General features: G+C 35.3%; 23 protein-coding genes and 1 pseudogene. 3 read left to right on the top strand and 21 right to left on the bottom strand.

Translation table 11 applies throughout. The features are described 5' to 3' along the window. Window positions 1–28: 28 nt before the first annotated feature. On the bottom strand, window positions 29–403 hold the full coding sequence (locus tag JF76_RS05935; RefSeq protein WP_045928231.1) for a MerR family transcriptional regulator: 375 nt from the start codon (window positions 401–403) through the stop codon (window positions 29–31). Window positions 404–463: 60 nt separating this feature from the next. Here JF76_RS05935 and JF76_RS05940 point away from each other — a divergent pair, with 60 nt between their 5' ends. Then, window positions 464–763, top strand: a complete 300-nt coding sequence (locus JF76_RS05940; RefSeq protein WP_045928232.1) for a hypothetical protein — start codon at window positions 464–466, stop codon at window positions 761–763. 225 nt (window positions 764–988) lie between these two features. On the opposite strand, the gene JF76_RS05945 is transcribed toward JF76_RS05940, so the two are convergent. The 7 genes from JF76_RS05945 to ylxM all read right to left on the bottom strand — a co-directional run bounded on the left by JF76_RS05945 (window position 989) and on the right by ylxM (window position 5747). Further along, window positions 989–1753: a nucleoside phosphorylase gene (locus tag JF76_RS05945; RefSeq protein WP_045928233.1), complete on the bottom strand. Its 765-nt coding sequence runs from the start codon at window positions 1751–1753 to the stop codon at window positions 989–991. A gap of 101 nt (window positions 1754–1854) precedes the next feature. Beyond that, entirely contained in the window at window positions 1855–2202 is a 348-nt protein-coding gene (gene rplS, locus JF76_RS05950) for a 50S ribosomal protein L19 (RefSeq protein WP_038523030.1), read from the bottom strand. Between the two features lie 117 nt (window positions 2203–2319). Then, window positions 2320–3045 (bottom strand): tRNA (guanosine(37)-N1)-methyltransferase TrmD, encoded by a 726-nt coding sequence (trmD, locus tag JF76_RS05955; protein ID WP_045928234.1) that lies wholly within the window; start codon window positions 3043–3045, stop codon window positions 2320–2322. Next, on the bottom strand, window positions 3035–3550 hold the full coding sequence (gene rimM, locus JF76_RS05960) for a ribosome maturation factor RimM (RefSeq protein WP_045928235.1): 516 nt from the start codon (window positions 3548–3550) through the stop codon (window positions 3035–3037). The genes trmD and rimM overlap by 11 nt, the downstream gene beginning before the upstream one ends. A gap of 64 nt (window positions 3551–3614) precedes the next feature. After that, window positions 3615–3887: a 30S ribosomal protein S16 gene (gene rpsP, locus JF76_RS05965; RefSeq protein ID WP_045928236.1), complete on the bottom strand. Its 273-nt coding sequence runs from the start codon at window positions 3885–3887 to the stop codon at window positions 3615–3617. Window positions 3888–3973: 86 nt separating this feature from the next. Next, window positions 3974–5401, bottom strand: a complete 1428-nt coding sequence (gene ffh, locus JF76_RS05970; RefSeq protein ID WP_045928237.1) for a signal recognition particle protein — start codon at window positions 5399–5401, stop codon at window positions 3974–3976. 4 nt (window positions 5402–5405) lie between these two features. Beyond that, window positions 5406–5747: a YlxM family DNA-binding protein gene (gene ylxM, locus JF76_RS05975; protein WP_045928238.1), complete on the bottom strand. Its 342-nt coding sequence runs from the start codon at window positions 5745–5747 to the stop codon at window positions 5406–5408. A 407-nt stretch (window positions 5748–6154) separates the two neighbouring features. Here ylxM and JF76_RS05980 point away from each other — a divergent pair, with 407 nt between their 5' ends. Continuing rightward, complete coding sequence (locus JF76_RS05980; RefSeq protein WP_045928239.1) at window positions 6155–7588, top strand: APC family permease; 1434 nt, start codon at window positions 6155–6157, stop codon at window positions 7586–7588. A 63-nt stretch (window positions 7589–7651) separates the two neighbouring features. On the opposite strand, the gene JF76_RS05985 is transcribed toward JF76_RS05980, so the two are convergent. The 5 genes from JF76_RS05985 to JF76_RS06005 form a co-directional block, all read right to left on the bottom strand. Beyond that, the gene (locus JF76_RS05985) at window positions 7652–9076 is read right to left on the bottom strand and encodes a C69 family dipeptidase (RefSeq protein ID WP_045928240.1); all 1425 of its coding nucleotides are present in this window, start codon (window positions 9074–9076) and stop codon (window positions 7652–7654) included. 34 nt (window positions 9077–9110) lie between these two features. Then, a complete protein-coding gene (gene ftsY / locus JF76_RS05990) occupies window positions 9111–10292 on the bottom strand; it encodes a signal recognition particle-docking protein FtsY (RefSeq protein ID WP_084600341.1) in 1182 nt (393 codons plus the stop codon). A gap of 2 nt (window positions 10293–10294) precedes the next feature. Beyond that, on the bottom strand, window positions 10295–13858 hold the full coding sequence (smc, locus tag JF76_RS05995; protein WP_045928241.1) for a chromosome segregation protein SMC: 3564 nt from the start codon (window positions 13856–13858) through the stop codon (window positions 10295–10297). Window positions 13859–13870: 12 nt separating this feature from the next. After that, a complete protein-coding gene (rnc, locus tag JF76_RS06000; protein WP_045928242.1) occupies window positions 13871–14557 on the bottom strand; it encodes a ribonuclease III in 687 nt (228 codons plus the stop codon). A 106-nt stretch (window positions 14558–14663) separates the two neighbouring features. After that, window positions 14664–16436 carry an oligopeptide ABC transporter substrate-binding protein gene (locus JF76_RS06005; protein WP_045928243.1) on the bottom strand — a complete coding sequence of 591 codons (1773 nt, stop codon included), beginning with the start codon at window positions 16434–16436 and terminating at the stop codon, window positions 14664–14666. A 358-nt stretch (window positions 16437–16794) separates the two neighbouring features. Here JF76_RS06005 and JF76_RS10100 point away from each other — a divergent pair. Next, window positions 16795–17015 (top strand): annotated as a pseudogene (locus tag JF76_RS10100) (transposase); the annotation flags it as partial. Window positions 17016–17088: 73 nt separating this feature from the next. Here the strand turns inward: JF76_RS10100 and JF76_RS06010 are convergent. The 8 genes from JF76_RS06010 to plsX form a co-directional block, all read right to left on the bottom strand. Beyond that, a complete protein-coding gene (locus tag JF76_RS06010; protein ID WP_045928244.1) occupies window positions 17089–18858 on the bottom strand; it encodes an oligopeptide ABC transporter substrate-binding protein in 1770 nt (589 codons plus the stop codon). A gap of 253 nt (window positions 18859–19111) precedes the next feature. Then, on the bottom strand, window positions 19112–20875 hold the full coding sequence (locus JF76_RS06015) for an oligopeptide ABC transporter substrate-binding protein (protein ID WP_045928245.1): 1764 nt from the start codon (window positions 20873–20875) through the stop codon (window positions 19112–19114). A gap of 297 nt (window positions 20876–21172) precedes the next feature. Continuing rightward, entirely contained in the window at window positions 21173–22093 is a 921-nt protein-coding gene (locus JF76_RS06020) for an ABC transporter permease (protein WP_045928246.1), read from the bottom strand. Window positions 22094–22106: 13 nt separating this feature from the next. Further along, window positions 22107–23066: an oligopeptide ABC transporter permease gene (opp4B, locus tag JF76_RS06025; RefSeq protein WP_045928247.1), complete on the bottom strand. Its 960-nt coding sequence runs from the start codon at window positions 23064–23066 to the stop codon at window positions 22107–22109. 2 nt (window positions 23067–23068) lie between these two features. After that, window positions 23069–24046: an ATP-binding cassette domain-containing protein gene (locus tag JF76_RS06030; RefSeq protein WP_045928248.1), complete on the bottom strand. Its 978-nt coding sequence runs from the start codon at window positions 24044–24046 to the stop codon at window positions 23069–23071. 3 nt (window positions 24047–24049) lie between these two features. Continuing rightward, window positions 24050–25060 carry an ABC transporter ATP-binding protein gene (locus tag JF76_RS06035; RefSeq protein WP_045928249.1) on the bottom strand — a complete coding sequence of 337 codons (1011 nt, stop codon included), beginning with the start codon at window positions 25058–25060 and terminating at the stop codon, window positions 24050–24052. Window positions 25061–25179: 119 nt separating this feature from the next. Next, complete coding sequence (gene acpP, locus JF76_RS06040; protein WP_045928250.1) at window positions 25180–25422, bottom strand: acyl carrier protein; 243 nt, start codon at window positions 25420–25422, stop codon at window positions 25180–25182. Window positions 25423–25426: 4 nt separating this feature from the next. Continuing rightward, on the bottom strand, window positions 25427–26431 hold the full coding sequence (plsX, locus tag JF76_RS06045; protein ID WP_045928251.1) for a phosphate acyltransferase PlsX: 1005 nt from the start codon (window positions 26429–26431) through the stop codon (window positions 25427–25429). Between the last annotated feature and the right edge of the window lie 5 nt (window positions 26432–26436).

The raw sequence follows: 26436 nt of genomic DNA on the forward strand, positions 1-26436 counted from the left end.
TTTATAGCATTATTGGGATAAACAAAAATTATTTTTTACGAGTTTCAATAATGCTTTTTTTCTGCAAAGTTTCTTTTACTTCTGCCAATACTTTTTTCTGCATTTTTAATTTGTTTATTTTTGCAGATATAACGGCGATTTTATCCGTAATTAACTTTAAGTTTTGTGTACGTTGCTTTTCAGTACTACACGACTCATCATGTAGTTTTTTTATGTCCTTTATTTCTTGAAGCGAAAATCCTAAGTCTTGGAACTCTTTAATTGCTTCAAAAATATCAGTTTCGTTTTCAGTAAACCAATAGTTTCTTCCCTTACGACCAGGATTTAATAAGTTTAAATAGATATAATGTCTAACTGTATCAGGTGTAGTATTTTCCTTTTGAATAAATTCTTTCAAATACATAATTATCTCCTTGACATAGCGTCGACCCCAAATGCTTAAATTTTAGCAGGAGGTATAAAAATGTCATATCTAACAATCTGTTTAACTATTATATATGGTGTTCTCATGATTAGCGCCAGCTTTTCATCTTTTACTAGTTTGCCAATTTGGCTAATCATGATCAACGTCTTGTCCGCATTAGGGATTATTGCCGGAAGTTTTCTAAAAAAACCACTTTTAACTACTATATTTCTAGTAGCAGTTTTACTTACCGCTCTAGCAAATGGTATTTTTCTTTACGGACAAATCACTTGGTCTCACTGGCTTATTAGACTAATTTTGACTATTATTTTGATTTGCTTGAACTTTAAGTATTTTTAGATATTTATCTAGCAAAATTCCTGTTAGCAGTCAAGCGTAACGTCTCAAAATACTGTCATAATGGCAAGAAATTGACTTTCCACAACTAATGCTTTAAATCAATTCACAATCTTTATATTGAAATTATACTTAAAAATGCTGTTTCTAAAGCCTTTATGTTATTTGTTTGTGAATAATAACGCTGTTTCACTTAGGTTCCACAGCAGTAATTTTTCACAAACTTGGTTAAATTTTACTAATGATATTGGCAGCTAAATTAATTGCTGCTTCATGAGCATCCCTACCCCAGCCTCTGTCATCATGATTTTCTAAATCTTTAAGTGAATCGGCTGTAAATAATATTTGTGCAAAATCTGCCTCTCTGAATTGTGCACACGCAGCCATTGCTGCACATTCCATCTCTACACAAGAGGCTCCCAACTCTTTAGCCTGCTTTACTTTCTTGACAGTTTCCCTAAAGAAGCCATCAGTTGTCCAGGTAGTTACTTCTTCAACCTTAAGACCTTCTTCTTTCAGCAATTTTTTGGTCTTAGTTAAAAACTCTGACTTTAAGTCAATATACGTTCCTGGTTTCATATAATGAAAGGATGTGCCCTCGTCTCTAATAGCTTTTGTAGGCACTAGAAAATAGTTCTCTGGTAAATCAACTAAGCAGCCTGCTGATCCGATTGCTAAAATTTGTTTAACACCATAGCTTATTAACCAATCTAATAGCTCTACAGCAGCTGCAGCACCTATCTTTGCCTGACAAAAAGTAATTTTTTGTCCGTCTAAGTCAACCTGATAAATTGGGGTTTCTCCTTCAAAACAGTCAAAGAACCCGAGCTTTTTATGAGGATAACGAGCCAAAAAATCACTGATTACAGCAGGAGTTAAAAATGCAAACAGCAGCTTGGGCTGAAAATGAAAGTTATTAATTTCTTGTTCGTGATCCGGTTCTAAAACAGCCCTCGATTCAGAATCAAAATTTAACAAAAACGGTTCATTCATAATTTTTCTCCTCAATAAAAAATATTTTGCTGAAGATTTTAACATAAACAAAAAAGAGAATCATCCCTTTACGGAATGATTCTCTTTTACTTAAGCGTTAATTAACGACGCTTTTCTGCAATTCTAGCAGACTTGCCGTGACGATCACGTAAGTAGTAAAGTTTAGCACGACGTACACGACCGTGACGCAATACTTCAACCTTGGCAACACGTGGATCGTTTACTGGAAAAGTACGCTCAACACCAACACCAGATGCGATCTTACGTACAGTGTAACTGGCACCAATGCCAGTTCCCTTACGCTTGATAACTACGCCTTCAAACATCTGAATACGTTCATGTGAACCTTCGACAACACGCACGTGTACACGAACTGTGTCACCTGCACGGAAGTCAGGAATATCGTCACGTAATTGTTCTTTGGTTAATTCTTGAATTAATGGATCCATTTTTATTTTCTCCTTCTCCGGCATTCATTAGCGTTTTCTACGTCAGCGGAACACCCCTAACTATTAGTGCAAAATAAATTTACACCTCAGTTATACTAGCAAAATTAACAGCTAAAATCAAGTTTGATCTTTTTCCTGCTTTATTTCCGTTAACATTCTCTTTTCTTCTTTACTTAAATTATAATTTTCAAGTAAATCCGGTCTGTACAAGTAGGTTGCGCGCAAAGCTTCCTTATGCCGCCACTCATCAATCTTTTGGTGATTTCCAGATGTTAATACTTGTGGTACTTTCTTTCCTTCAAAATCTTCCGGTCTGGTATATTGTGGATATTCCAGCAAACCGTGAGCAAAGCTTTCTTCCACCGGTGAGGCATCATTTCCCAAAATTCCTGGCAGCAGTCTAACAGTAGCATCTATCATACTCATTGTGGGTAATTCCCCACCAGTTAAAACGTAATCACCAATTGAAACAGTTTCATCAGCTAAATCATAGATGCGTTGATCAAAGCCTTCATAATGACCACAAATAAAGGTGAGATTTTCTTCATGAGACCAATTTTGGGCCATTTTTTGATTAAAAGTTTTACCCTGTGGCGCAGTAATGATTACTTTGCCCTTATTTTTAAGTGAATCAAGGGCTTTCTTGATCGGCATAACTTGCAAAACCATGCCAGCGCCACCACCATAAGGACTATCATCAACGTGATGGTGTACATCAGTGGTAAAGTCGCGAAAATTTACTAAATTTAGCTGCCATTTATCATCTACAAGACCTCTTCCAAGCATTGAGGTCGTCAATGGTGTAAACATATCAGGAAAAAGCGTTAATACATTAATCTTCATTACGTAACCCTTCCAAAAGTTCTACGAAAACTTTCTTGTGAGCAATGTCTATTTTTTTTACCACTTCGTCAATATAGGGAATTAAGTATGTGTTACCATTCTCTTCGGTAATTTCCCAAACATCATTTGCTCCTGGAGTTTCGATACCAGTTATTTTACCTAGTTCAGTTCCGGAATGATTATCTATCACTTTACAGCCTAGAATATCGCGATAATAATATGCGCCATCTGGAAGTTCATGCTGATTTTGCTCGCTAACAACTAAAGTTTCGCCGACTAATTTCTTAGCACTATCAATATCAGTAATTTCATTAAATTGAACCAGCCAGAACTGTTTAAAAGGCCTGCTGCTTTTAACCGTCAACTTTTTTTGTTGATTAGCTTTTAAAGCTAATTCTTTTTTTGCAGCAAAGCGTTCTTTCGGAAAATCCGTAATTAAAGCAACTTTTACTTCTCCTTTAAGACCATGGGTAGATAATATTCGCGCAACATCATAAAATTGCATAGTTTCTCCTACTCAAAGAAAAAAGCTTGAAGCAGTTAACTTCAAACTTTTAACTAACGATTCACTATTTATTAAATTTTGAATCATGCAGTTTCTTCATTAAGCCTGCACCAGAAAGTAGTGAACGCACAGTATCTGAAGGTTGAGCACCCTTTTGCAACCATTCAAAAATTTTATCTTCGTCTAATTTCAATTCCTTAGGAACTGAAACTGGATTATAGTAACCGACTTCTTCAATAAAACGACCATCGCGTGGCATTCTGGAATCAGCTACAACAATTCTGTAAAATGGTTTTCTCTTGGCACCCATACGGCGCATACGAATTTTTACTGACATAAAATTATTTCCTCCTAAAAGTTACGTTAAATAATATAGCACTTTTTTAAAAGGGTGTAAAGTGTTTTTACTTAACAGGTGCTTTTTTATGAATGATATCTCTTGACCTTCATACGCTTTTTCTTGTTTTTCTTGAATTTCTTACCCATGTGACGCATAGCCATCCGCCCCATTGGAGAATTCATTCCAGGCAGGTTATCCATCCCTTTAAAGTTGCCCTTAGTAATTTTGCTCATCATGTCGCGAGCTTGTTTAAACTGTTTAATCATCCTGTTGACTTCAACTACAGGTCGGCCAGATCCCGCAGCAATTCTTCTTCTGCGACTAGGATTAAGCAATTCTGGATTTTCTCGCTCTTCTTCTGTCATCGATGAAATAATTGCTTTCACATAAACAATTTGTTTTTTATCAAAGTTGACATTCTTAAGCTGGGGATTATTTGCCATTCCCGGAATCATCTTCATCAGCTGGTCAAGTGGACCCATTTTCTCAACTTGCTCAATCTGATCAACAAAGTCGTTGAAATCGAAAGTATTTTCTTTCATTTTTTCAGCAACTTCTTCAGCTTTTTTGGCATCATAATCCTGCTGAGCTTTTTCAATCAAAGTCAGCATGTCACCCATGCCCAGAATTCTAGAAGCCATACGATCAGGATAGAATTGTTCCAGGTCGGTCAATTTTTCACCTTGACCGGTATAAATAATTGGCTTGCCGGTTACTGCCCTAATGGATAATGCAGCACCACCACGAGTATCACCATCTAGTTTGGTTAAAATAACTCCAGTGATGTCTAAACGTTCATCAAAACCTTTAGCTACATCTGTTGCAGCTTGACCAGTCATGGCATCTACTACCAGCAAAATATTATCTGGTTGGGCAACTTCTTTGACACGTTCAAGTTCCTCCATTAATGGTTCATCAATTTCCAAACGTCCAGCGGTATCAATAATGACATAATCATTTTTATTTTTATCAGCTTGGTGTAAGCCGTCTTGCACTATTTGAGCTACGTCTTTTTGATCTTTTTCACTATAAACAGGAACTTTTAGCTGGTCACCAATTTGCTGCAATTGATCAACAGCAGCTGGACGATAAATATCACCAGCAATTAGCAATGGTCTTGCTTTTTCTTTTTGTATTAATCTGTTTGCCAGCTTACCAACTGTGGTAGTTTTACCTGTACCTTGTAAACCTACCATCATTATTATTGTAGGAATATGTTTAGATTTATTGAGGGAAACCGCGCTTTCACCCATCATCTTGGTTAATTCATCATTAACTATCTTGATGACTTGTTGGCCTGGATTAAGACTTTCCTGAACTTCTTTTCCGAGAGCTTCTTGCTTTATTTTCTTGATAAAATCTTTAACAACTTTAAAGTTAACATCAGCTTCCAGTAATGCCAGTCTAATTTCGCGACTGGCACTATTGATGTCATCTTCTGAAATTTTCCCTTTACCTGTTAAATTCTTTAAGGCCTTTTGAATTCTTTCGCTTAAATTTTCAAATGCCATCGAATTACTCTCCCCTCAGTTGATTTATTAGATCAGTAGTTATTTGTAAAGCCTGGCTTGACTTGCTTTTTTTGAGTGCGACTAAAACTTTTGCTAGTTTGTCTTCGATCATATTGTAATCTCTCTGCATATGTAAATTGTTTTCGTAATTTTTTAACAATTTGCGACAGCGACGTAAATTGTCGTAAACTGCCTGACGTGAAACATGATGATTGATAGCTATTTCTCCTAAGGACAGGTCGTTATAATAATAATCTTCAAAATAACTCTGCTGACTCTTAGTTAAAAGACCACCATAATAGGCATATAAATCACCCAATATTTCATTTTTTTCGAGTTCATCCATTACACTCACCTTGAACAAGTATAGCAAAAATGTCAGGAATTGACGATCTTGAAAACCAAAATTTAATTAAAGGTATACTATGTTTTATTGCTTTTCTCAATAGGAATCTGTATCATAAATTTAATCAACTTTTAGGGATTTTACTATCATAGATATAGAATAACCATTCTTGAAAGTTATCTGATTAGACGGTACACGAATAAATATTAATTTTGTATCGTCTTTTTATTTTGAGTAATCAAACTGTTTTGAAAAAATATTTAAAAGCGTTACACTACACATATTGTTTAAAACAAATTTTACTATATAAAATGTAAGTTCGCACTCAAGTTGTTACCCGTGTGAACTTTTTAATTGGTAGATTTCTTTCAAACAAAATGCTAAACAAAGCTAAGGAGCAATTCAGTGTGAAATTATGGAAATTAATGAATCGAAAAGAAGATCCAGATATTTATCAGGAAAAAGATGGTCACTTAGTCAGAACACTAAAAGTTCGTGACTTTTTGGCTCTGGGTGTAGGGACCATCGTTTCAACCTCGATCTTTACATTACCTGGAGAAGTTGCAGCACTGCACACAGGACCCGCTGTAGCCCTGTCATGTGTTATTGCATCTATAGTGGCTGGTCTTGTTGCCTTTGCCTATGCAGAAATGGCAGCCGCAATGCCCTTTGCAGGATCAGTTTATTCTTGGATCAATGTTATATTTGGAGAATTTTGGGGCTGGTTTTCTGGTTGGGCTCTTTTAGCAGAATACCTAATCGGAATGGCATTTATTAGCTCTGGTTTGTCTGCTAATCTTCGTGCATTGATAGCACCATTAGGCTGGAAATTACCTGCTGCCTTAGCCAATCCTTTAGGCATAAATGGAGGAATGTTCGATTTAGTTGCATTACTAGCTATTTTGCTGGCAGCATTTTTGGTCAGTTTTGGAGTGTCTAAAGCTTCCCGAGTCGAAAATGTTTTAGTGGTAGTCAAAGTTTTAGCAATTTTGCTTTTTGTTGGCATTGGCTTGACAGTTATTAAAAAAGCTAATTTTATTCCATTTATACCATCATACTGTGCAACAGCTCATGGACCTTTTGGAGGTTGGCAAGGCATTTACGCCGGAGTTTCCATGATCTATATTTCATTCTTGGGCTTTGATACCATTGCATCAAATTCTGCAGAAGCTATTAACCCGCAAAAGACTATGCCACGGGGAATTATCGGTTCGTTGCTAATAGCAGTTATTTTATTCGTAGCCGTCAGTTTAGTTTTAGTTGGAATGGTACCTTATCACCAATATTTAAATTCAGCTGAGCCAGTTGGATACGCTTTAAGAAAAACAGGTTTCGGACATATTGCCACTATCGTTCAGTCTGTTGCTATTTTAGGAATGTTTACCGCTTTGATTGGTCTTTGTATGGCCAGTTCTCGTTTGGTATATTCATTTGGTCGCGATGGTATGATTCCTAAAGTACTTGGTAAATTGAATAAAGAACATCGACCAGCAAACTCATTATGGACAGTTGCAGTTATTGCAATTATTATTTCTGCATTTATTCCTTTCTCATTCCTGTCACAATTGGTTTCAGCTGGAACTCTGATTGCCTTTATGTTTGTTTCTCTGGGAATCTATCGCTTAAGGCCACGCGAAGGAAAAGATATTGTAGATCCAGCTTTTAAAATGCCTTGGTATCCTGTGCTGCCATTTTTAGCGTTTCTCAGTTCTTTTGTTGTTTTCTGGGGATTAGATATACAAGCAAAAAAGTACATGCTAATATGGTCACTAATTGGTGTCTTTATTTATTTAATTTATGGCATTCGTCATTCTGCTAAGAATAAGAAAATGAATGAATAAAGATGCTCGGAAAACCAAAAAAGTCTGGAAAATTTTTCCAGACTTTTTAAATGCTATTATTATTTAAAGATTTTCATCCATATTAAATGTTAGTTTTGACATATTGATTGAATCAATCATCATCTGAGCCCAAAGCTTTTCAGAACGCTTTCTAGTATAGGCAACAGTCTCTTGATTGGCTTTGGTTAGATATGAAGTTAATTCAGTCCCTGATTTATCACCAGCTATTTCGATAATCTTATGCACACGATGACGATAGTATTGATTAAGTTCATTTAGATAATCAGTATCGAGTTGAACAAACTGTGGGTAATGCGTTTCTACAAGTGCTGCCAAGGATTTGTAGTACCACCAAGCATCATTAAGATTATATTCCATTGATGTGTTATTGTAAGAAGGATCAGTATCATTCATATTAGCAAAGAATGGTACAAAAGGCGTGAAAGTTGGCCCACCAATACAAAGCCACATTATTGCTGCTTTGTCAGAGTCAACATCATTTCTAATCTGTAAAATGTGGGAATTTTGCGTTCTATTTAAACCAATTGGACGGAAACGATGCCTCTCTTCTTCCGTGCCTTTGCCAAAAGGATCATACGGAGTGTTTTGGTAATGACTGCCAAGCACAAATTCAATATCTTCTCTGGTTATTTTCTTAGCTGCACGCTGAATAAAAGGTAAATTACCATCGGTTGGATCTTGTTCAATTTCGGGATTAAAATATTTTTGACCGTACCAAACACGATTAGTATTATAAAACCTATCTTGTTCACTATAAGTACCAAAAATATGACGGAAATTCCATCCCTGATGATCAACATTTAAGTTGTGATCGGCAACAAACTCCTGAATTCCCTCGCTCCACATAAAGTTTTTTGTGTCAGCAAAATCTACTTGTTCAATAGAAACCCTATTTGCGGCAATTGCGTAAGCATCATCTGGAATACGTTGCGCTACCCAGTGGTGGCCAGTGACAATTTCCATATACCAGATCTCATTTTTGTCACCAAACAGAACTGAGTTACCTGCTGGTGAACCATATTTAGCTATCAGTTTGCCTAAATATTCAACTCCATTTCTAGCAGAATGAATATAAGGCAAAACAACTGACTGCATGCAATCTTCATCAAGACCATCTTTTACCAGTGGATCATATGCGAGTGCTCTCTCATTACCATAAGTTGATTCAGTACAAGACATTGCTACATTTTCTTGATTAATACCGCTCTCATCGTAATAACCACGGTTTTTGTAATCAACATTGGGTACAGCAGGAACGGCCTGAGCATTTTCAGGCAAGTCTAATTCAAACTTATTCAACCATGACTTAATTTTACGACCTGATTCATTTTTGGCAGCGGGTCTGATAATAAACTTTTGCGGTGTAATTGGGCGAAAAGTGTCGTCATTACGAGCAATCATGGTCGAACCATCAACTGAAGCCTTTTTGCCTACTAAAATTGTTGTACATGCACTGTATTCTTTCATTAAATATAAATATCTCCCTTTAAAAAATCACTTCTTAAATTAAATCATGAAATAGTCCGACAGCATAGTTTGCGGCATCAAAATCAGCCAAATCGCTAGCTTTTTCACCCAAACCAACTAATTTTACCGGCAGTTTCATCTCATTTCTAATTGCCAAAACGACTCCGCCCTTTGAAGAGCCATCCAATTTTGTCAATACCAGTCCCGTTAATTTGGTAGTCTTATCAAAATCCTTAGCTTGAAGAAGTGCATTTTGACCAGTTGAGCCGTCTAAAACTAATAGGGTTTCTGTTGGCTCTTCCGGTGCTTGCTTTTTAATTGTCCGTTCAATTTTCTCAAGTTCACTCATTAAATTCTTTTTATTTTGTAAACGACCAGCAGTATCCACTAATAAATAATCATAATTTTCTTTAAGTGCTTTATCAGTCGCATCATAAACAACTGAAGCAGGGTCTGCTTGTTCCTTTCCAGTTACCACTGGAACACCGACTCTTTCGCCCCATTCTAATAATTGTTCAACTGCACCAGCTCTGAAGGTATCTGCTGCCGCTAAAAGAACTGACTTCCCTTCATCTTTAAATCTTTTAGCCAATTTTCCGATTGTTGTAGTTTTGCCCGCACCATTTACTCCTACAAACAGATAGATATTCGGTTTGCCATCGTCATGCGACTTTAATTTTTCATTTTCGGAATTACCGCTCTGGTCATAAAGATTAACTAATTTTTCAACAATAACTTTTTTCAGATCATCTCGCGACTTGGCTTTCTGCAACTTTGCTTCATCTCGCAGTTCGTCAGTCAATTCTTCGGCAGTCTCATAACCGACATCAGATTCAATAAGCAGCTCTTCCAAGTCATCAAAGAAATCTTCGTCAACAGTCCTGAACTGGGCGAAAAAGCGATTCAGCCGGGCTCCAAAGCCCTGATTAGTTTTCTCTAGACCTTTTTCATATAATTCAGTATCATTTTGCTTTTCATTATTAGGTTCGTTTTCAGGTTCCTTCTCTAAAGATTTTTCCTGCAAAGCTGTCAAATTTTTGTTTTCCGATTCATCCTTTTCTGAAGTTTGTTTTTCTTCAGTGGTTATCTTTTCCTTATTTTCTAGCTCCTCAGAGGATTCTTGTTGCTCTTTTTCTGGTTGATTCTGCGAATCATCAGTAACTTTACCATTCTCTTCACCAAATAAAGATTTTTTTATCTTATCAAATAAACCCACTGTTATTTCACCTCATTTTTTAATTCTTTTAGTGATACGGACAACACTTGTGACACCCCTGATTCCTGCATAACAACACCATAAAGTTGGTCTGCTTTTTCCATTGTTCCTCTTCTATGTGTTATTACAATAAATTGTGTATGCATATCATATTCTTCTAAGAAATGTGCAAAGCGTGTGACGTTTGCATCATCAAGTGCTGCTTCTACTTCATCCAGTACACAAAATGGTACCGGTTTAACTTTGAGCATAGCAAAAAGCAATGTAATTGCTGTCAATGCCCTTTCTCCACCTGATAATAAGCTTAGTTTTTGCAACTTTTTACCCGGCGGTTGAGCAATAATTTCAACACCTGTGTTCAATAAATCTTCAGGATTAGTCAAAACTAATTTGGCACTGCCACCTCCAAAAACCACCGGAAATAATTCAGTAAAACTATGAGCTACCTCTGTAAAAGTTTTACTAAAGCGACTACATACTTCTTGATCAAGTTCTGACATCGATTTTTCTAAATTGTCTCGACCCTTTAACAAATCATTTTGTTGTGCATTAAGGAAGTCGTAACGTTTTTTGACATTTTCATATTCTTCAATTGACTTCAGATTAACTGGACCAATGTCCGCAATAGACATGCGATGCAATTTCACATTCTTTTGAAGTTGTGTCCTATTGGTCTCGTTATTTTCTATTTCGGCTTGATTCAATGCGGCCTCATATGTTAGTGAATATTCCGTATTCAAAGTATCTAGACGTTGATCTATTTGGCTATTCAACTGTGCTATTTTCACAGAAAAATCTTTTTGTTCAGCAGCAGCATCTTTACGAAGTTCATAATTACGACTCGCTACCTGATCAAGCTGGTTAATTTTAGCATCATACTGTCCTAATTTAGAACTTAAAGTATTAAGTTGTTCCTGCAAATTTTTCTTTTTTGCAATCCCCTCTTTATTTTCGCGTTCAAAGTTCATCTTCTTTTCGTCACCAAGCACATCATTTTCATCAAGTTCTTTCAACTTTTGGGACAAAGTATTAATTTGATTTTGATGCTGCTTTGATTCATTCTTTTTATCGGATTTTTGCTTTGAAACGTTCTCCAACTTATTAGCATAAACCGCTATTTGCGGATCAAGTTCGCTTAACTTTTCCTGAACCTCTTGATTCAACTCTGAAAAGTTCTTAATACCTAATTGCAATTCACTAATATCCTGTTTTTGCTGAAGTATTTTCTCCTGCAGTTCTTCCTTCTTTTTTGCAGCCGACTTAATCTTGTTCTTAGTTTCAGCAATTTCCTGGTTGCGTTCTTGCTTTTGTTGTTCAAACAAACTATTCGCAGCCTTTAACCTGTTCACTTCTTTTTCTTGGTTTTGATACGAAAGAGCCGCTTCACCTAATTCTTGTTTAAGATTTTGAAATTTCGATGTCATTTCATTCAACTGCTGAGTTAAAATTTCATTCTTGCTTACAGCATCAGCTAACTGAGATTGTTCATTCTTAATTTTTGCTTTTAAATCATTAATATTTTGTCTTAATTGACTCAGTTCAGCAGTTGTTTGAAGTGGAGAATTGCTTTTTTGATTGCGCACTCCTCCTGTCATTGAACCACCAGGTGAAATAACATCTCCGTCAAGAGTTACAATACGATAGCGAGAAATTCTCTGTCTTATCTTCATAGCATTGCTTATTGTGTCAACTATTATAGTATTTCCAAGGAGATAATTAATTGCAGGCGCAATATCTTGATTAGGTAAACTTTTAACTATTTCGCTAGCAATACCTTGAAATCCGGAAAAAGAAGAAATTGTATTGATAGTTGAAGTAGGTATTGTATATTCCCTTAATCCATCAAGAGGAAGAAAAGTAGCACGCCCCGCATGATTTTCCTTTAATTTGTTAATAGCATCCCGAGCATCCAGTTTTGATTTAGTGACTAAATCCTGAACCCCATTCCCTAATGCTGTAGCCATTGCAGCTTCATATTTAACAGGAAAGGTAACTAATTCTCCTACTGCTCCAATTACTCCAGGATAAGCAGATAAATTATTTAAAACGTTCTTGACTCCGTAAAAATAACCTTCATGACGTTTGCGTATATTTTCCAGAGCATCATAACGCGCATTTAATTGACTAAAACGTTGTTTTTTGGTCGACAACGATTCTTGAAGAGATGACAAATTTTTTTGACTTATTTTTTGCTCATTTGTTAAATCTGCTATTTTTTGTCCTTCAATCTGACAGTTTTCTTTAAGTGACTTACCTTCAGATTTAAGTCGTTTAAGCTCAGTAGTTTCAGTTCTTAGTTCTTCAACAACATTTTCTGTTTGAAACTGGCTATTATCAGAAAGTTTTTTCAGTTCAGAATGCAAATAAACTATTTCATTATTGTTAGAAGTTTGATCTTGCAACAATTGAATATAAGCTGACCGAAGCTGCTCTAATTTTCGGTTTAGCTGTTCAGGATCTTCCTTTAGCTGAGCGCAGAGTTCAGTTCTTTTATCATTTAACTTCTCTTGCTCACTCTTTAAATTCTTTTCCTTTTCAAGCAGATCAATTCTATCATTTTCAATTGCCGATAATTGCTTTTTTAGGTCATTCAATTCAGATTGGTATTCTTTTTTAGTAGCTACGCTATATTGCTTACTTTGTTCCGCAACTTGCAAATTGGTATTGATTTCAGAAAGCTTTTTAGTTAAAGAAAGTAAATCATTTTGCACCTTATCTCTTTGACTATTTAAAGTTTGATATTCTTTTCTTTTGTTTGCCACAGCTGCTTGAGAATCTTTTACTTCTCGATCCAGCTTCGATAAAAGAGCCTGATTTTCATCAGCCTTTTCCTGTTCTTTTTCTTTTTGATTATCTAGATCCTGAATTTCAAATGCCAATAACGTTTTTAGTTCTCGATCCAGACCTTTTTTCTGAAATTGATATTCTTTAGCTAAAGAGCTTTGTTCATGAAGAGGTTCAATTCTCTGCTCTAACTCTTTTACAAGGTCGTTGATCCGCACTAAATTGTCAGTAGTCTGTTCCAACTGATCTTTGGCTTCTTCTTTTTGTCTTTTAAAATGAAGTACACCAGCTGCTTCTTCAAATAGTAAACGTCGTTCTTCCGGACGGGAATTTAGTATTTGATCCACACGTCCTTGAGAAATAATTGCTAAACTGTCTTGCGAAATGCCCGAGTCTAAGAATAGAGAGCGTACATCCTTTTGTCTGACACTTTTTTTATTGATTAAGTACTCATTATCTCCAGATCTTAAAATCCGTCGAGTTACAACAACTTGTTCTTCCTTAAAATTTAGTTCGTGTTTTTTATTGTTAAAAATCAGAGAAACTTCTGCATGATTTGCCGGCTGGCGGAATTCACTTCCGGCAAAAATGACATCTTTCATGTTTGAACCACGCAATGATTTAGCACTTGTTTCGCCCATGACCCATCTGATCGCTTCAGTAATATTACTTTTACCACTACCATTGGGACCAACTATGCCAGTAATACCGGTGTCAAATTTAATTTTTGTTTTTTCGGCAAAGGATTTAAAGCCGTCAATTATCAGTTCTGTTAGTGGCACACACTCATCTCCCTAATTGAGCTTACCTAGAGCTGTTTTTGCAGCTTCTTGTTCAGCGGCTTTTTTATTGTGACCTTGTCCCTTAGACAATACTTTCCCATTCACAACTAGCTGGACAGTAAAACTGGAAGGCATTTGTTCTTCTTTTAAAACTTCATACTCAATCTTAACAGGCCCATCTTGTTGCAACAATTCTTGTAAGTCTGTTTTGTAATCTCTTGAAGCATCGAATTTGCCAGCATCAATTAACGGATATACTGTTAAACTTAAAAAATGCTCGACTGCTTCCATGCCTTGATCAAGAAAAAGCGCACCGTTAAAAGCCTCAAAAACATCTTCTAAAAGAGTTTTTCGAGAACGTGCACCTGCTTTTTCCTCACCATGACCTAGATTAATCTCAGCCGGGAAACCAAATTTTTGAGCAAATTCTGCAAATCCTTCAGTATCAACGATATTTGATCGCATTCTAGTTAATTCGCCTTCATTTAGATTTCTAAAATTACGGTAGAGATAATCAGAAATTGCTAATTCCAAAACTGCATCCCCCAAGAATTCCAGTTTTTCATAATCCCGAACACCATCTTCAGGGTGTTCATTAGCATAAGAAGAATGAGTAAAAGCCTCTTCTAATAGTTTAGGATTGTTAAATCTAATTTTGTATTTTGTATCTAATCGTTTAATGAATTTGGTACTGACCATTTTTTCAACTCCTTAACAATCTAAATTATACCAGTTTTTAGCGTTAAAAAAGAAAACTATTGTCCTCAAATGACAATAGTTTTCTAATTTACATTATCAAATAACTTTATTTAATATAACCGACTTTGTACCATATTGGGTGACCGTTATTTGTTTCAGAAGGTTTTAGTGATAAACCAGTTAATTTATTATTAACCGCTTTAATTTTATATGCATTAAAAACAGGTATGACATAAGCCTGGTCAAACATATACTGTTGCCATTCATGAAATTTTTCAACACGATATTTATGGTTAAATGCTTTAGCAGAGTCAATTTCTTTAATCAATTTATTATTTTCCGGAGTAACAAACCTAGTATAGTTAGCGGGGCCACCTTCACTATACAATCCATTGGGTGATGGTTCCGTGGAAAGACCCCATGCTCCTAGGAACATGTCTACTTGAGGATTATCGTTTTGAACTTTATCATAAAATGAGTTACGTTCTGTCAATCGACCATTTAAAAGACCTACATTTAGCCCAATTTTATGCCACTGCTGCAAGTAATTTTGTATAATTGGTCCTTGTGTAGCATCACCCGACATGGCTAAAAAGTTAATTTTTAGAGGTTTACCATTGGGCTGAACGCGCCATTTGCCTTTTTTCTTATAACCAGCCTTATCTAATAGTTCATTAGCCTTTTTTAAGTTATAAGAAAATCCTTTAACATTTTTATTATATACATCACCATATTGCTTTGGTATTAATGTTGGAATCCTGAAACTCAGATTATTATTATACCGCTTATTGACATCCTCTACATTCATCGCATACCCAATAGCTTGCCTTAAGGCTTTATTATTCATTTTACTATGAGGATTCATAACATTTTTACCTTTTTTAGCGTCAAACTTGCCGACCTTAAATCCTAGGTATGAGTAATATAAAGGAATTTCTGCAATAAATCTCACATCTTTAGTATCTTTTACTTGTTTCCACTGAGCATTAATAACTTGAGCAATATCAAACTTATGTGATTTAATTGCCTGAGAAGTTGAATTAGGAGAAACAACTTGGTAAATAATTTTATCCAGTTTTGGTTTGCCTTGCCAATAGTATTTGTTTGGTACCCATGTAGCTGACTGTCCACGAACTAGTTTATCTAACTTATAAGGTCCAAAATACATTGGTCTTTTTCTAACTTTATCTGAGGATTCGAGCTTGCTAAAAGGTACATCCTTTAAATAGTGATATGGTGAAGCTGATTCCCAATAATAGTCATTACCACTAAAGGCCATTCCTGGTGTCATATAGGAAAAATGCAATATCATTTTGCGACCATTATCACCGTCCGGCAATTCAATTCCTGAAATTTTTTTAGCTTTGCCCTCATGATATTCTTTCATTCCTTTCAGAACTTCCATTTTAGTAGAATATCTTTGAGCTTTAGTATTTTTATTAGCCAATATTTCATATGGATATGCCATATCCTTAGCAACTACTTGTTTGCCGTCTGACCACTTAACACCTTTTTTGATTGTAATAGTAATAGTTTTGTTTTTTTGATCCAGCCTCATTGTTGCCGGGCCTTTATCATTTATTTTGTAGTTATCATCTGTATAAAACAAAGATTCTTCACCTGGCGAAGCAACATCTGCATCAGTCGCAGTTACGCTTAATTCATCAGTAAATATTCCTGTAAAAGGCGTATCTGTTTCAACGGCAACTCTAACAGTTCCTCCTTGCTTTGTTTCCTTTTTTGGCAAAGCATTTGGAAATTTACTTGCTTCCTTCGAACTGTCCTCATTATTGCTTTTATTTCCTTTATTACAACCAACCAGAGCCATGGCGCATGTGGCTATAATACCGATGGAGCATAAAAAATTTTTTTCTTTCATCTTTCTTCTCTCCTTACAAAAGTACAAACACGATTTAAAACCTAAATAAAATAATAACAAAAAAGATTAGAAAAACAAAGGCTTTATTAATTATTAATTAAAATTTTATACAAAATACCATTATTTTTTAGCAAAAATAAAAATCAAGTTTAAGAAACTTGATTAGCTCTATAATTTATCCTGACTTATCCATGTGTAAGCTGTTAATTAGTTTTCTGTTGTATTAAAAAGAAGAGCATAGCATGCGTGCGTAGATCACCAATGTCTACAACATGCTTCAGATGTTTTATGAAGCTTTAGCTACCAAAGATCTGCAGTCAAAAAAGTCATTCATGCTAAAGAAGATATTTGCTGGCAAATGTTCCAAACACTGCTCACTTTTAAGCATAATCTAAGAGCAGTAACTAACAGGATAACATCGAATTATTCCAGCAGTTGCTTAGAAGGCTTTAATCGCAAAGTCAAACAAATTGAGTGTACAGCTTTTGGCTACGCCAATTTTCCAATCTGCTATCCAGGATTAGATTGGCAGAAAACAAGGTAAAAGAAAAAGAACCAAGCAGTTTATTTGCTGCTTGATTCTCCTCATTTAATCTTTGTTAACAGAATTTGACAAAAAGCCAGTTTTCTAATCTACTTTGGTAAATATCTTTTATTTAGTGTAAGCAACTTTATACCAAAGTGGGTGTCCGTTGTTTTGCTGTGATGCATTTTGTGAATAGCCAGTAAGCTTACTGTTGACTGCATCAATTTGGTATGCGTTAAATACAGGAACAACAAAAGCTTGATCAAACATATATTTTTGCCATTCGTGGAATTTGTTGACACGGTATTCATGGTTAAATGCCTTTTGAGAGTCCATTTCCTTGATTAACTTCGTGTTTTCAGGTGTTACAAAACGGGAATAATTGGACATTGTACCTTCACCGTACATTTGTTCCTGGGAAGGCTCTGTTGAAAGACCCCAAGCTGCCATGAACATATCAACATCCGGTGAATCGTGTTGCACTTTATCATAAAATGAATTAAATTCAGTCAGTCTTCCACCAACTAATTTAACATTCAGGCCAATCTTATTCCATTGTTCAATATAATTTTGCATTATTGGTTGTTGAATAGAAGTACCAGACATTGCCATGAAGTGAATAGTTAACGGTTTACCATTAGGTTGTACACGCCATTTTCCTTTCTTCTTATAACCAGCTTTATCTAGAATTTGATTTGCTTTCTTAAGGTTGTAAGTATACCCTTTAATGTTTTTATTAAAATAGTCACCAAATTGTGCTGGAATCAAAGTCGGAATCTGGAAACTTAAACCGTCAGTATAATGCTTGTACACAGCATCAGTATTCATTGCATAAGCCATAGCTTGACGTAATGATTTATTATTCATTTTGGCATGAGGATTCATTACATTCTTTGATTTTTTATTGTCCCACTTACCAACTTTAAATGCCAAATAACTATAATATAAAGGAATCTTAGCGACAAATGTCACATCTTTAGTATCCTTAACTTCTTTCCATTGACTATTAGTAACTCTGGTGATATCAAATTTATGATTCTTAATTGCTTGCGAAGCGGAATTTGGTGAAACCACCTGGTAAACTATTTTGTCTAATTTAGGTTGACCGCGCCAATAATACTTATTCGGTACCCAAGTAACTGATTGACCACGAACAATTTTTTCGAGTTTATAAGGACCAAAGAACAACGGCTTTTTTCTCAATTTATCAGATGATTCTAATTTTGCAAAAGGAATATCTTTTAAATAGTGGTAGGGAGCAGCTGATTCCCAAATGTAGCCATTACCACTATAATACATACCAGGCTTAAGTTCTTTGCAATGTAAAACTACGACTCGTCCATCTGGACCATCAGGCATTTCAATTCCCGAAATGGTTTTTGCTTTACCTTCATGATACTCTTTCATACCATTAATAATATTGAACTGGCTTGCATATCTTTGGGAATTTGTTGCTTTATTAGCAATAATTTCATATGCAAACTCAACATCTTTTGCAGTAACTTGTTTACCGTCTGACCATTTAACACCTTTTTTAACAGTAATAGTAGCAGTATTTGCTTTGCGATCAAGTTTGAGAGTAGCAGGACCTTTATCGTTTATTTTATAATGGTTATCGGTGTCAAACAATGATTCCTGACCTGGACTTGAAACATCTGCGCTTGGTTGATCCATTTGCAATTCTTCATTGAAGACTCCAGTAAATGGTGTATTAGTTACTTCTGCAACTTTAATTGTTCCACCCTTTTTAGCAGTCTTAACTGGGGTTTGAACTGGAAACTTGCTGGCAGTTTTAGCCCCTTCATTACTAGTAGTGTTGTTCTTTCCACAAGCTGCTAAAGCTAATGCAGCTGTTGATACAATACCAACTGAAGCCCAAATTTTTCTTGTTCTCATAATACATGTCTCCTTCATAATACAAAGTTAATAGTATTTTGGAATCAAGTTAACAGATAAATATTAGCATTTATCATTAAAATTGCAAGGCTAAAATTGTCTCTAATACTATATAAACATATAATATTTGAAAAGATAAATAATTTTATCAAAAGAGTATTTTAGTACTATTACAATCAAATTTAACTAAAAATCAAAAAAAAAAACTAATTGCGTTATTTTCGCAATTAGTTTTTTTCTAATTAAATATTAACTATTTTTTGTAGCCAACTTCATACCAAAGAGAATTACCATGAGTAGGTTTAAGACTGTATCCAGTTAACTTGTTATTAACTGCTGTGATAGCATAACTATTCTTAGTAGGAATAATGAATGCTTGATCAAACATATATTTTTGCCATTCATGGAATTTCTCTACACGATACTTATGATTGAAAGCTTTTTGAGAGTCAAGTGAACTCAATAATTTGGTTTGTTCTGGAGTCACAAAACGTTGATAGTTGAATGGTGAACCTTCAGCAAACATGTCAGCAGGAGATGGTTCTGATGACATACTCCAACCTGCCATAAACATGTCGACAGAAGGATCGTCGCTTTTAATCTTATCAAAGAAAGAGTTAGCTTCTGCCAAACGACCACCAACTAAGGAAACATTCAAACCAATTTTATGCCATTGTTGAATGTAGTTTTGAATGATTGGACCTCTAGTGGCATCGCCTCCAGCAGCCAAAAGTTGAATTTTAAGGGGCTTACCATTAGGTTGTACACGCCATTTGCCTTTCTTCTTATAACCAGCTTTATCCAGCAATTGATTTGCTTTCTTTAAATTGTATGTATAGCCTTTGATATCGCTATTATGGTAATCACCAAACTGTGGTGGAATTAATGTCGTTACATGGAAGGTCAAGCCACCAGTATATTTCTTATATACAGAAGAAATATTCATGGCATATCCAATAGCTTGTCTAAGAGACTTGTTATTCATCTTAGCGTTTTTATTCATGACATTCTTGCTGTGCTTTGCATCCCATTTACCAACTTTAAAGCCAAGATAACTATATTGTAGCGGAATTTTAGCTACAAAATTTACACCTTTGGTGTCTTTAACTTGTTTCCATTGTGTGTTAATAACATCAGCTATATCAAATTTATGGCTCTTGATTGCTTGAGAAGTTGAGTTCGAAGAAACAACTTGTGAAACTACTTTATCTAATTTTGGTTTGCCACGCCAGTAGTACTTATTAGGAACCCAAGTTACTGACTGACCTCTTACAACCTTAGAAACTTGATAAGGACCAAAATAAAGAGGTTTCTTTCTAATCTTATCAGATGAATTTAATTTGCTGAAAGGAACATCCTTTAAATAGTGGTAAGGAGCTACTGCTTCCCAAACATAGCCGTTACCGCTGTTATACATTCCTGGCTTTAATTCCTTAAAGTGTAAAACAGCTGTTCTGCCATTCTCACCGTCAGGCATTTCAAACCCAGAAATTGTTTTAGATTTTCCTTCATGGTACTCTTCAAGTCCCTTTAAAAATGCAAGTTGACTTGTATATCTTTGAGATTGAGTAGCCTTGTTAGCAATAATTTCATATGCATACTCATAATCTTTAGCAGTTACCTGCTTACCATCTGACCATTTAACACCCTTTTTAATGGTAACAGTCACTGTCTTGTCCTTTTTATTAATTTTCATTGTGGCAGGACCCTTATCATTAATCTGATAAGTATCATTTACATCAAATAATGATTCGGCACCTGGAGCAACAACATCAGAGTCAGTTTTAGTAGTGGACAATTCTTCAGAGAAAATACCGGTGAAGGGTGAATCACTTTCTATAGCTAATTTAACTGTTCCACCTTGTTTAGTTTCCTTTTTAGGTACTTCAATTGGAAACTTACTTGCTTTTTTAGCTTCATTTGTGTTGCCGTTATCTGCACTTTTACCACATGCAACTAACGATAACGCAGCAGCAGTTATGACTCCCACAGAGCCTAATAATTTCTTACTTTTCATAGCCTTTAACTCCTTTATCATAGTAACTTAATGGCTTTTCTCAGAACAAGTTAATAATTTAATATTAACATATTAAATTAGAAAATCAATAGTAAAGTTAATTTAATGTTAATTTTATTCATATATATAAATAGCATTATTTAATAAAAAATTTAGCTCACATAAAATATCAAAATCTTTCGAATTGCTTATATTTCCTAAATACATACTAGTTGCAAGTAAAATAAGTATAAAAAATCCCGAAACGAATAAATTCATTTTCAGGATTTTTATAATTAGTTTTATTTTAAAAGTTTATCAATTTTCTCTTTGTCTAGCATCACCAGCACGTGATAATGCCCTTCCGACATAATTAATACTTAGAGAAATCACTAATAACAAGATTGTGGCAGGAAGCCAAAGCCAAGGTCGACTAACAACATTAACCGGATCATTTGCAAATCCAATTAACGTACCAAGAGAAGGAATAGTCGGCGGCAAGCCGTAGCCAATATATGATAACGTAGTTTCAATACCAATATTACCAGCAATAGTTAATACAACGTCAATAATAATCATCGAGGTAATATTTGGTAATACTTCACGAAACATAATTTTAAGGTCTGAAGAACCAGAGGTTTTGGAAGCCAAAACGTAGTCTCTTTCTCTTTGTGACAGTATAAAAGCCCTAAAGTACCTTGCCGTTTTAGGCCAGCCAAAAAATGAAATTATTAGCACTAAATTCACTGGGGTATAATGAGGTATGACACTAACCAAGACTATTTCAATAGGCATGGCAGGTAAAACTTGAATGAAGTCTACTATTCTCATTATGACGGCATCAATATAACCACCGTAATATCCAGAAATTAATCCGACCAGAAGTCCGACTGATTCACAAATTACAGTAACTCCCAAACCAATGAGAATAGAATTGCGACTACCCATAATAAGAAGATTGGCTATATCACGACCACCATCATCAGTTCCAAGAAAATGACCGGCTGTTCCCCAACTGTAATAAGCATCAATTATATTTGTTTCAGAAACTTTATCAGCATTTAAAAACAGAGATCCTCCGAAAGTCAATAATAGGATCAGAACAATTAATATAAAAGCTGTTAACGCAATTTTATCCTTCACAACTTCTCTTACAATCACTCTGAACCCTGAAGTTGGAGAAGAAACTTTCTCTTTTTTAGCCTTTTTAGTTAAAGTACCTTTTTTATTCTCAGTCATATGTTTCTCCTCTTTACTTTATTCTAATCCTTGGATCAACGATACTCATGATAATATCAGACAATAAATTACCAAGCAACGTTAAAAAGCCAAATATCAATATTAAAGCTGTTAAAGTGGTGTAATCACGTTGACCAATTGAATCCAGGAATAGTTTACCCATGCCAGGATAACTGAAAACCGATTCTACAATCATGGATCCACTGAGAAGTCCAGTTATCACAGTACCAAAAGAAGATGCAATTGGTAAAAGGGAGTTACGTAAAATGTGTTTATTGAAAACAACTTTTTCTGGCACACCCTTACTATGTGCTGTACGAACATAATCTTCAACTTTGTTATCTACAATTCCCGTCCTTAAATATTGAACTACAGATGTTGTAGTTATCAATGCAACTAGTGTACCTGGTAAAATAATATGATAAATTTCACTACCCAAAGTACCCCAAAATCCGGATGCATTTGGTGAAATTGAACCTGAGATTGGGAACCAGCCCAAAGTAAAACCAAATAACCATATTCCTAGTATATAGAAAACAAAAGGAGGAACAGCCAAGGTAATATAATTAAAAATTTGAACAGCTTGATCTTGCCACTCATCTTGGTGACGACCAGCACTAATACCCATAGGGATGGCAATAGAATAACTGATTATAGTAGAAAATAAAGATAACCAAAAAGTATTCACAGCCCGATCTGCAATTAATGAAGTAACAGGTACATGCTGAATATAGCTTGTACCCAAGTCTCCTTTGAAAAGATTGCCAACCCAACGCGCATACTGCACAGGTACAGGGTCATATAATCCAGCTGCTCTTTTTAACGCCTCAATTTGTTTAGGATCAGTATTTGGGTTAATTTGACCTGAAAATGGATCACCTGGCATCATTTTAGCTAAGAAAAAGACCAAAATACTTAAAATAATCAATTGCGGGATCATAATTAAAATTCGTCTTAAGACCGTTTTCCACATGGTTATGCCCCCTCCTTTTCATTTTTCTTTTCTTCATTTAATTCATTTTTCGGTAAAGCCACTAAATGTTTGCCAGAAACTTGTTGCAAAGGGAACACACGACCATCTTTGTCATACCACTTGCCTTGATCATTTTGAAACTCTTGTTCAACTTCTTGACGGTGTTTCTTATGCTCATCGCGATGTTCAACATCAACTTGTGGTATTGCGGAAAGCAGCCTTTTAGTATAAATATGCATTGGATGCTTGTAAATGTCTTCCCTTGAACCAATCTCAACCAAGCGACCACGATGCATAATCGCAAGATTCTCCGACATATGTTTTACCACACCAAGGTCGTGAGAAATGAAAAGATAGGCAATATTATATTGTTGCTGAATATGCTTCATAAAGTTTAAAACTTGTGCCTGCACAGACAAATCCAAAGCACTAGTAGGCTCATCAGCAACAATTAAACGAGGATTAGTTGCAACCGCACGAGCTACGCCAATTCTTTGTCTCTGTCCCCCAGAAAATTCATGAGGGTATTTGTAAATTGAATCGCTAGGCATACCAACAATATCCAGCAGCTCTTGAACTCGATCACGTTCTTGATCTGTAGTTAAATTTTCAAAATTTCGAATTGGTTCAGCAATAATATCTTCAATTCTTTTTCTGGGATTTAAACTCGACATTGAATCTTGAAAAATCATTTGAACGTCTTTATTGTAGTTGAGTTTATGCCTATTTTTGGCCTTAGTAATATCTACACCCTTATAAATAATGCTGCCACTAGTCACAGGCTCAACACCAACAATGGCCTTACCAGTAGTTGACTTGCCTGATCCAGATTCACCAATTAAACCATAGGTTTCACCTTCATTAATAGTAATACTAATATCGTCAACTGCTCTGACATAGTCAGTAATCCGGTTCCAAAAACCTGTTCGTATGGGATAATGAACTTTTAAGTTTTTTACTTGTATGATTTCTTTAGCCATAAACTACTCCCCACCTACTTCATCTTGAAAGTGGAACGTCTTCCAGCAAGTACATCTTACCCAGTGACCAGGCTCAACTTCATGCATTACTGGGTTCTCTTCATGAGCACTGGCAGGAATCCATGGAATTCTAGCAGCAAATCTGTCGCCTTTTCTAGGCATATTTTGCAATGATGGAACCGTTCCTTGAATAACGTGCAAATCTTCTTCCTCATCTTCAGATTGAGGCATTGAATTTAACAAGGAGCGAGTGTATGGGTGCAGTGGATGCTCAAAGACAGTTTTTACATCGGCTTTTTCTACTATCTGCCCACCATACATAACTGCAACTTGATCAGCAGTTTCAGCAACTACCCCTAAATCGTGAGTAATCAAAATAATACCAGATTGAGATTGCTTTTGAATATCTTCAAGCAGATCCAAAATTTGAGCTTGAATAGTAACATCCAAAGCGGTAGTAGGCTCATCTGCAATGATAATTTCGGGCTTACATGCAATTGCCATAGCAATCACGACCCTTTGTCTTAATCCCCCTGATAGCTCAAAAGGATACATTCGAAAAGTTTCTTCTGGTTTTGGCATACCTACTTGATTGAATAATTCAATCACACGATTATAACGCTCTTTTTCATTCATATCTGTATGATAATAAAGCGTTTCAGCTACCTGATCGCCAACACGCATCAGCGGATTTAAACTAGCCAATGGATCCTGAAAGATCATGCCAATTTTGTCTCCACGTATTTTGTTAAACAAGTTTTCATTTAATCCAACTAAATTTAACTCATTATATAGAATATCCCCAGTTACTTTCGTATTTTTATGGTCGTACAAGCCGATAATACTCGATGCAATTGTACTCTTACCACAACCAGATTCACCTACAATAGATAAAATTTCATTACGCTTCAACGTTAAATTAATATCATCTGCAGCATCATAAAACTTTCCATTTAAACGATATGCAGTATGCAAATGCTGGATATCTAGCAAGAGATCACTTTGTTTTTCCAAAGGTCATTTCCCCTCTCAAATCTTCAATGAATTTATTAAAGATATTTAATAAATTTATTTAATTTCTAATTATAACCGTGAAACATTTTGTATGCAAATTAATAATGAATATTTTTTAGTTATTTTTGGTGATCTGCAACATAATTAACTGCATCTCCTACAGTTTTTAATTTCTCCGCATCTTCATCAGAAATCTCGGCGCCGAATTCATCTTCCAATTGTAAAATGAATTCCACTAAGTCAATGGAATCAGCGTCCAAATCACTAGTGAAATTAGTTTCATCAGTTATCTTTTCTTTATCCACTTCAAAATTATCTGCTAATATATCTCGAATTTTAGTAAAAATTTCTTCTTTACCCATGTTTTTACTCCTTATTTTCAGCTGCAAATTCTGCTTTAAAATTATCAATTATTTTTTCCTGTAATATTCTATCAATTTGTTTAATTGTAAAATAAACAGCACGTTGACCAGAGCGACCATGTGTTTTAACTACTGGAGCATTAACCCCGAGTAAAACTGCACCACCGTATTTGTCGACATCAAATTTTGAAACTAATCCTTTTAATGCTTTTTTGATCATTAATGCACCTAATTTAACAAAAGGTCCGTTATCAAGCAAGCTTTCCTTCAAAAGATGTATCAAAACCCCTGAAGTTCCTTCAATATTTTTTAGAACCGCATTGCCAGTAAACCCATCTGTTGCAATCACATCAGCTTTGCCATCTAATAACTCGTTACCTTCGATATTCCCTATAAAATTAAGTTTGCTTTCCAATAACAGCTGGTAGGCTTTTTGATGAACATCATCACCTTTATCACTTTCAGATCCATTATTAAGCAGACCAACACGCGGATTTTTGACTCCCCGCACTTTTTCTGCATAATACGAAGCCATTTTAGCCCAGGCTAGCAGGTATTCTGGTTTACTTTTAGCATTGGCACCCACATCAATCATATTGAATCCATCATCGGAATTTTTTACAGGCAATGTTGGCATGAATCCCGGTCGAGCCACACCTTTAATTCGTCCTATTATAAATATGCCACAAGCTAAAATAGCTCCGGTATTACCTAATGAAAAAAGTGCATCAGCTTTGCCCTGCTTCACAAATTGTGCTGCCACGACAAGTGACGAATCTTTTTTTGATCTAATTGCCTTAACTGGCTCATCTTCATCTAAAATAATTTCAGAAGTATTGACTACTTGTGTGCGACTGCTATCATTTCCCAATAATTCTTTTATTTTTTTTTGATCGCCAAAAAAAATGAATTTTGTTTCAGGTAAGTCCTTTTTGGCCCGTAATACTGCTTTTATAATTGCTTCAGGGGCATTTTCACCGCCCATAGCGTCAATAGCAATAGTTCTCATTATAT

Source organism: Lactobacillus kullabergensis (assembly GCF_000967195.1).
GTDB lineage: Bacteria > Bacillota > Bacilli > Lactobacillales > Lactobacillaceae > Lactobacillus > Lactobacillus kullabergensis.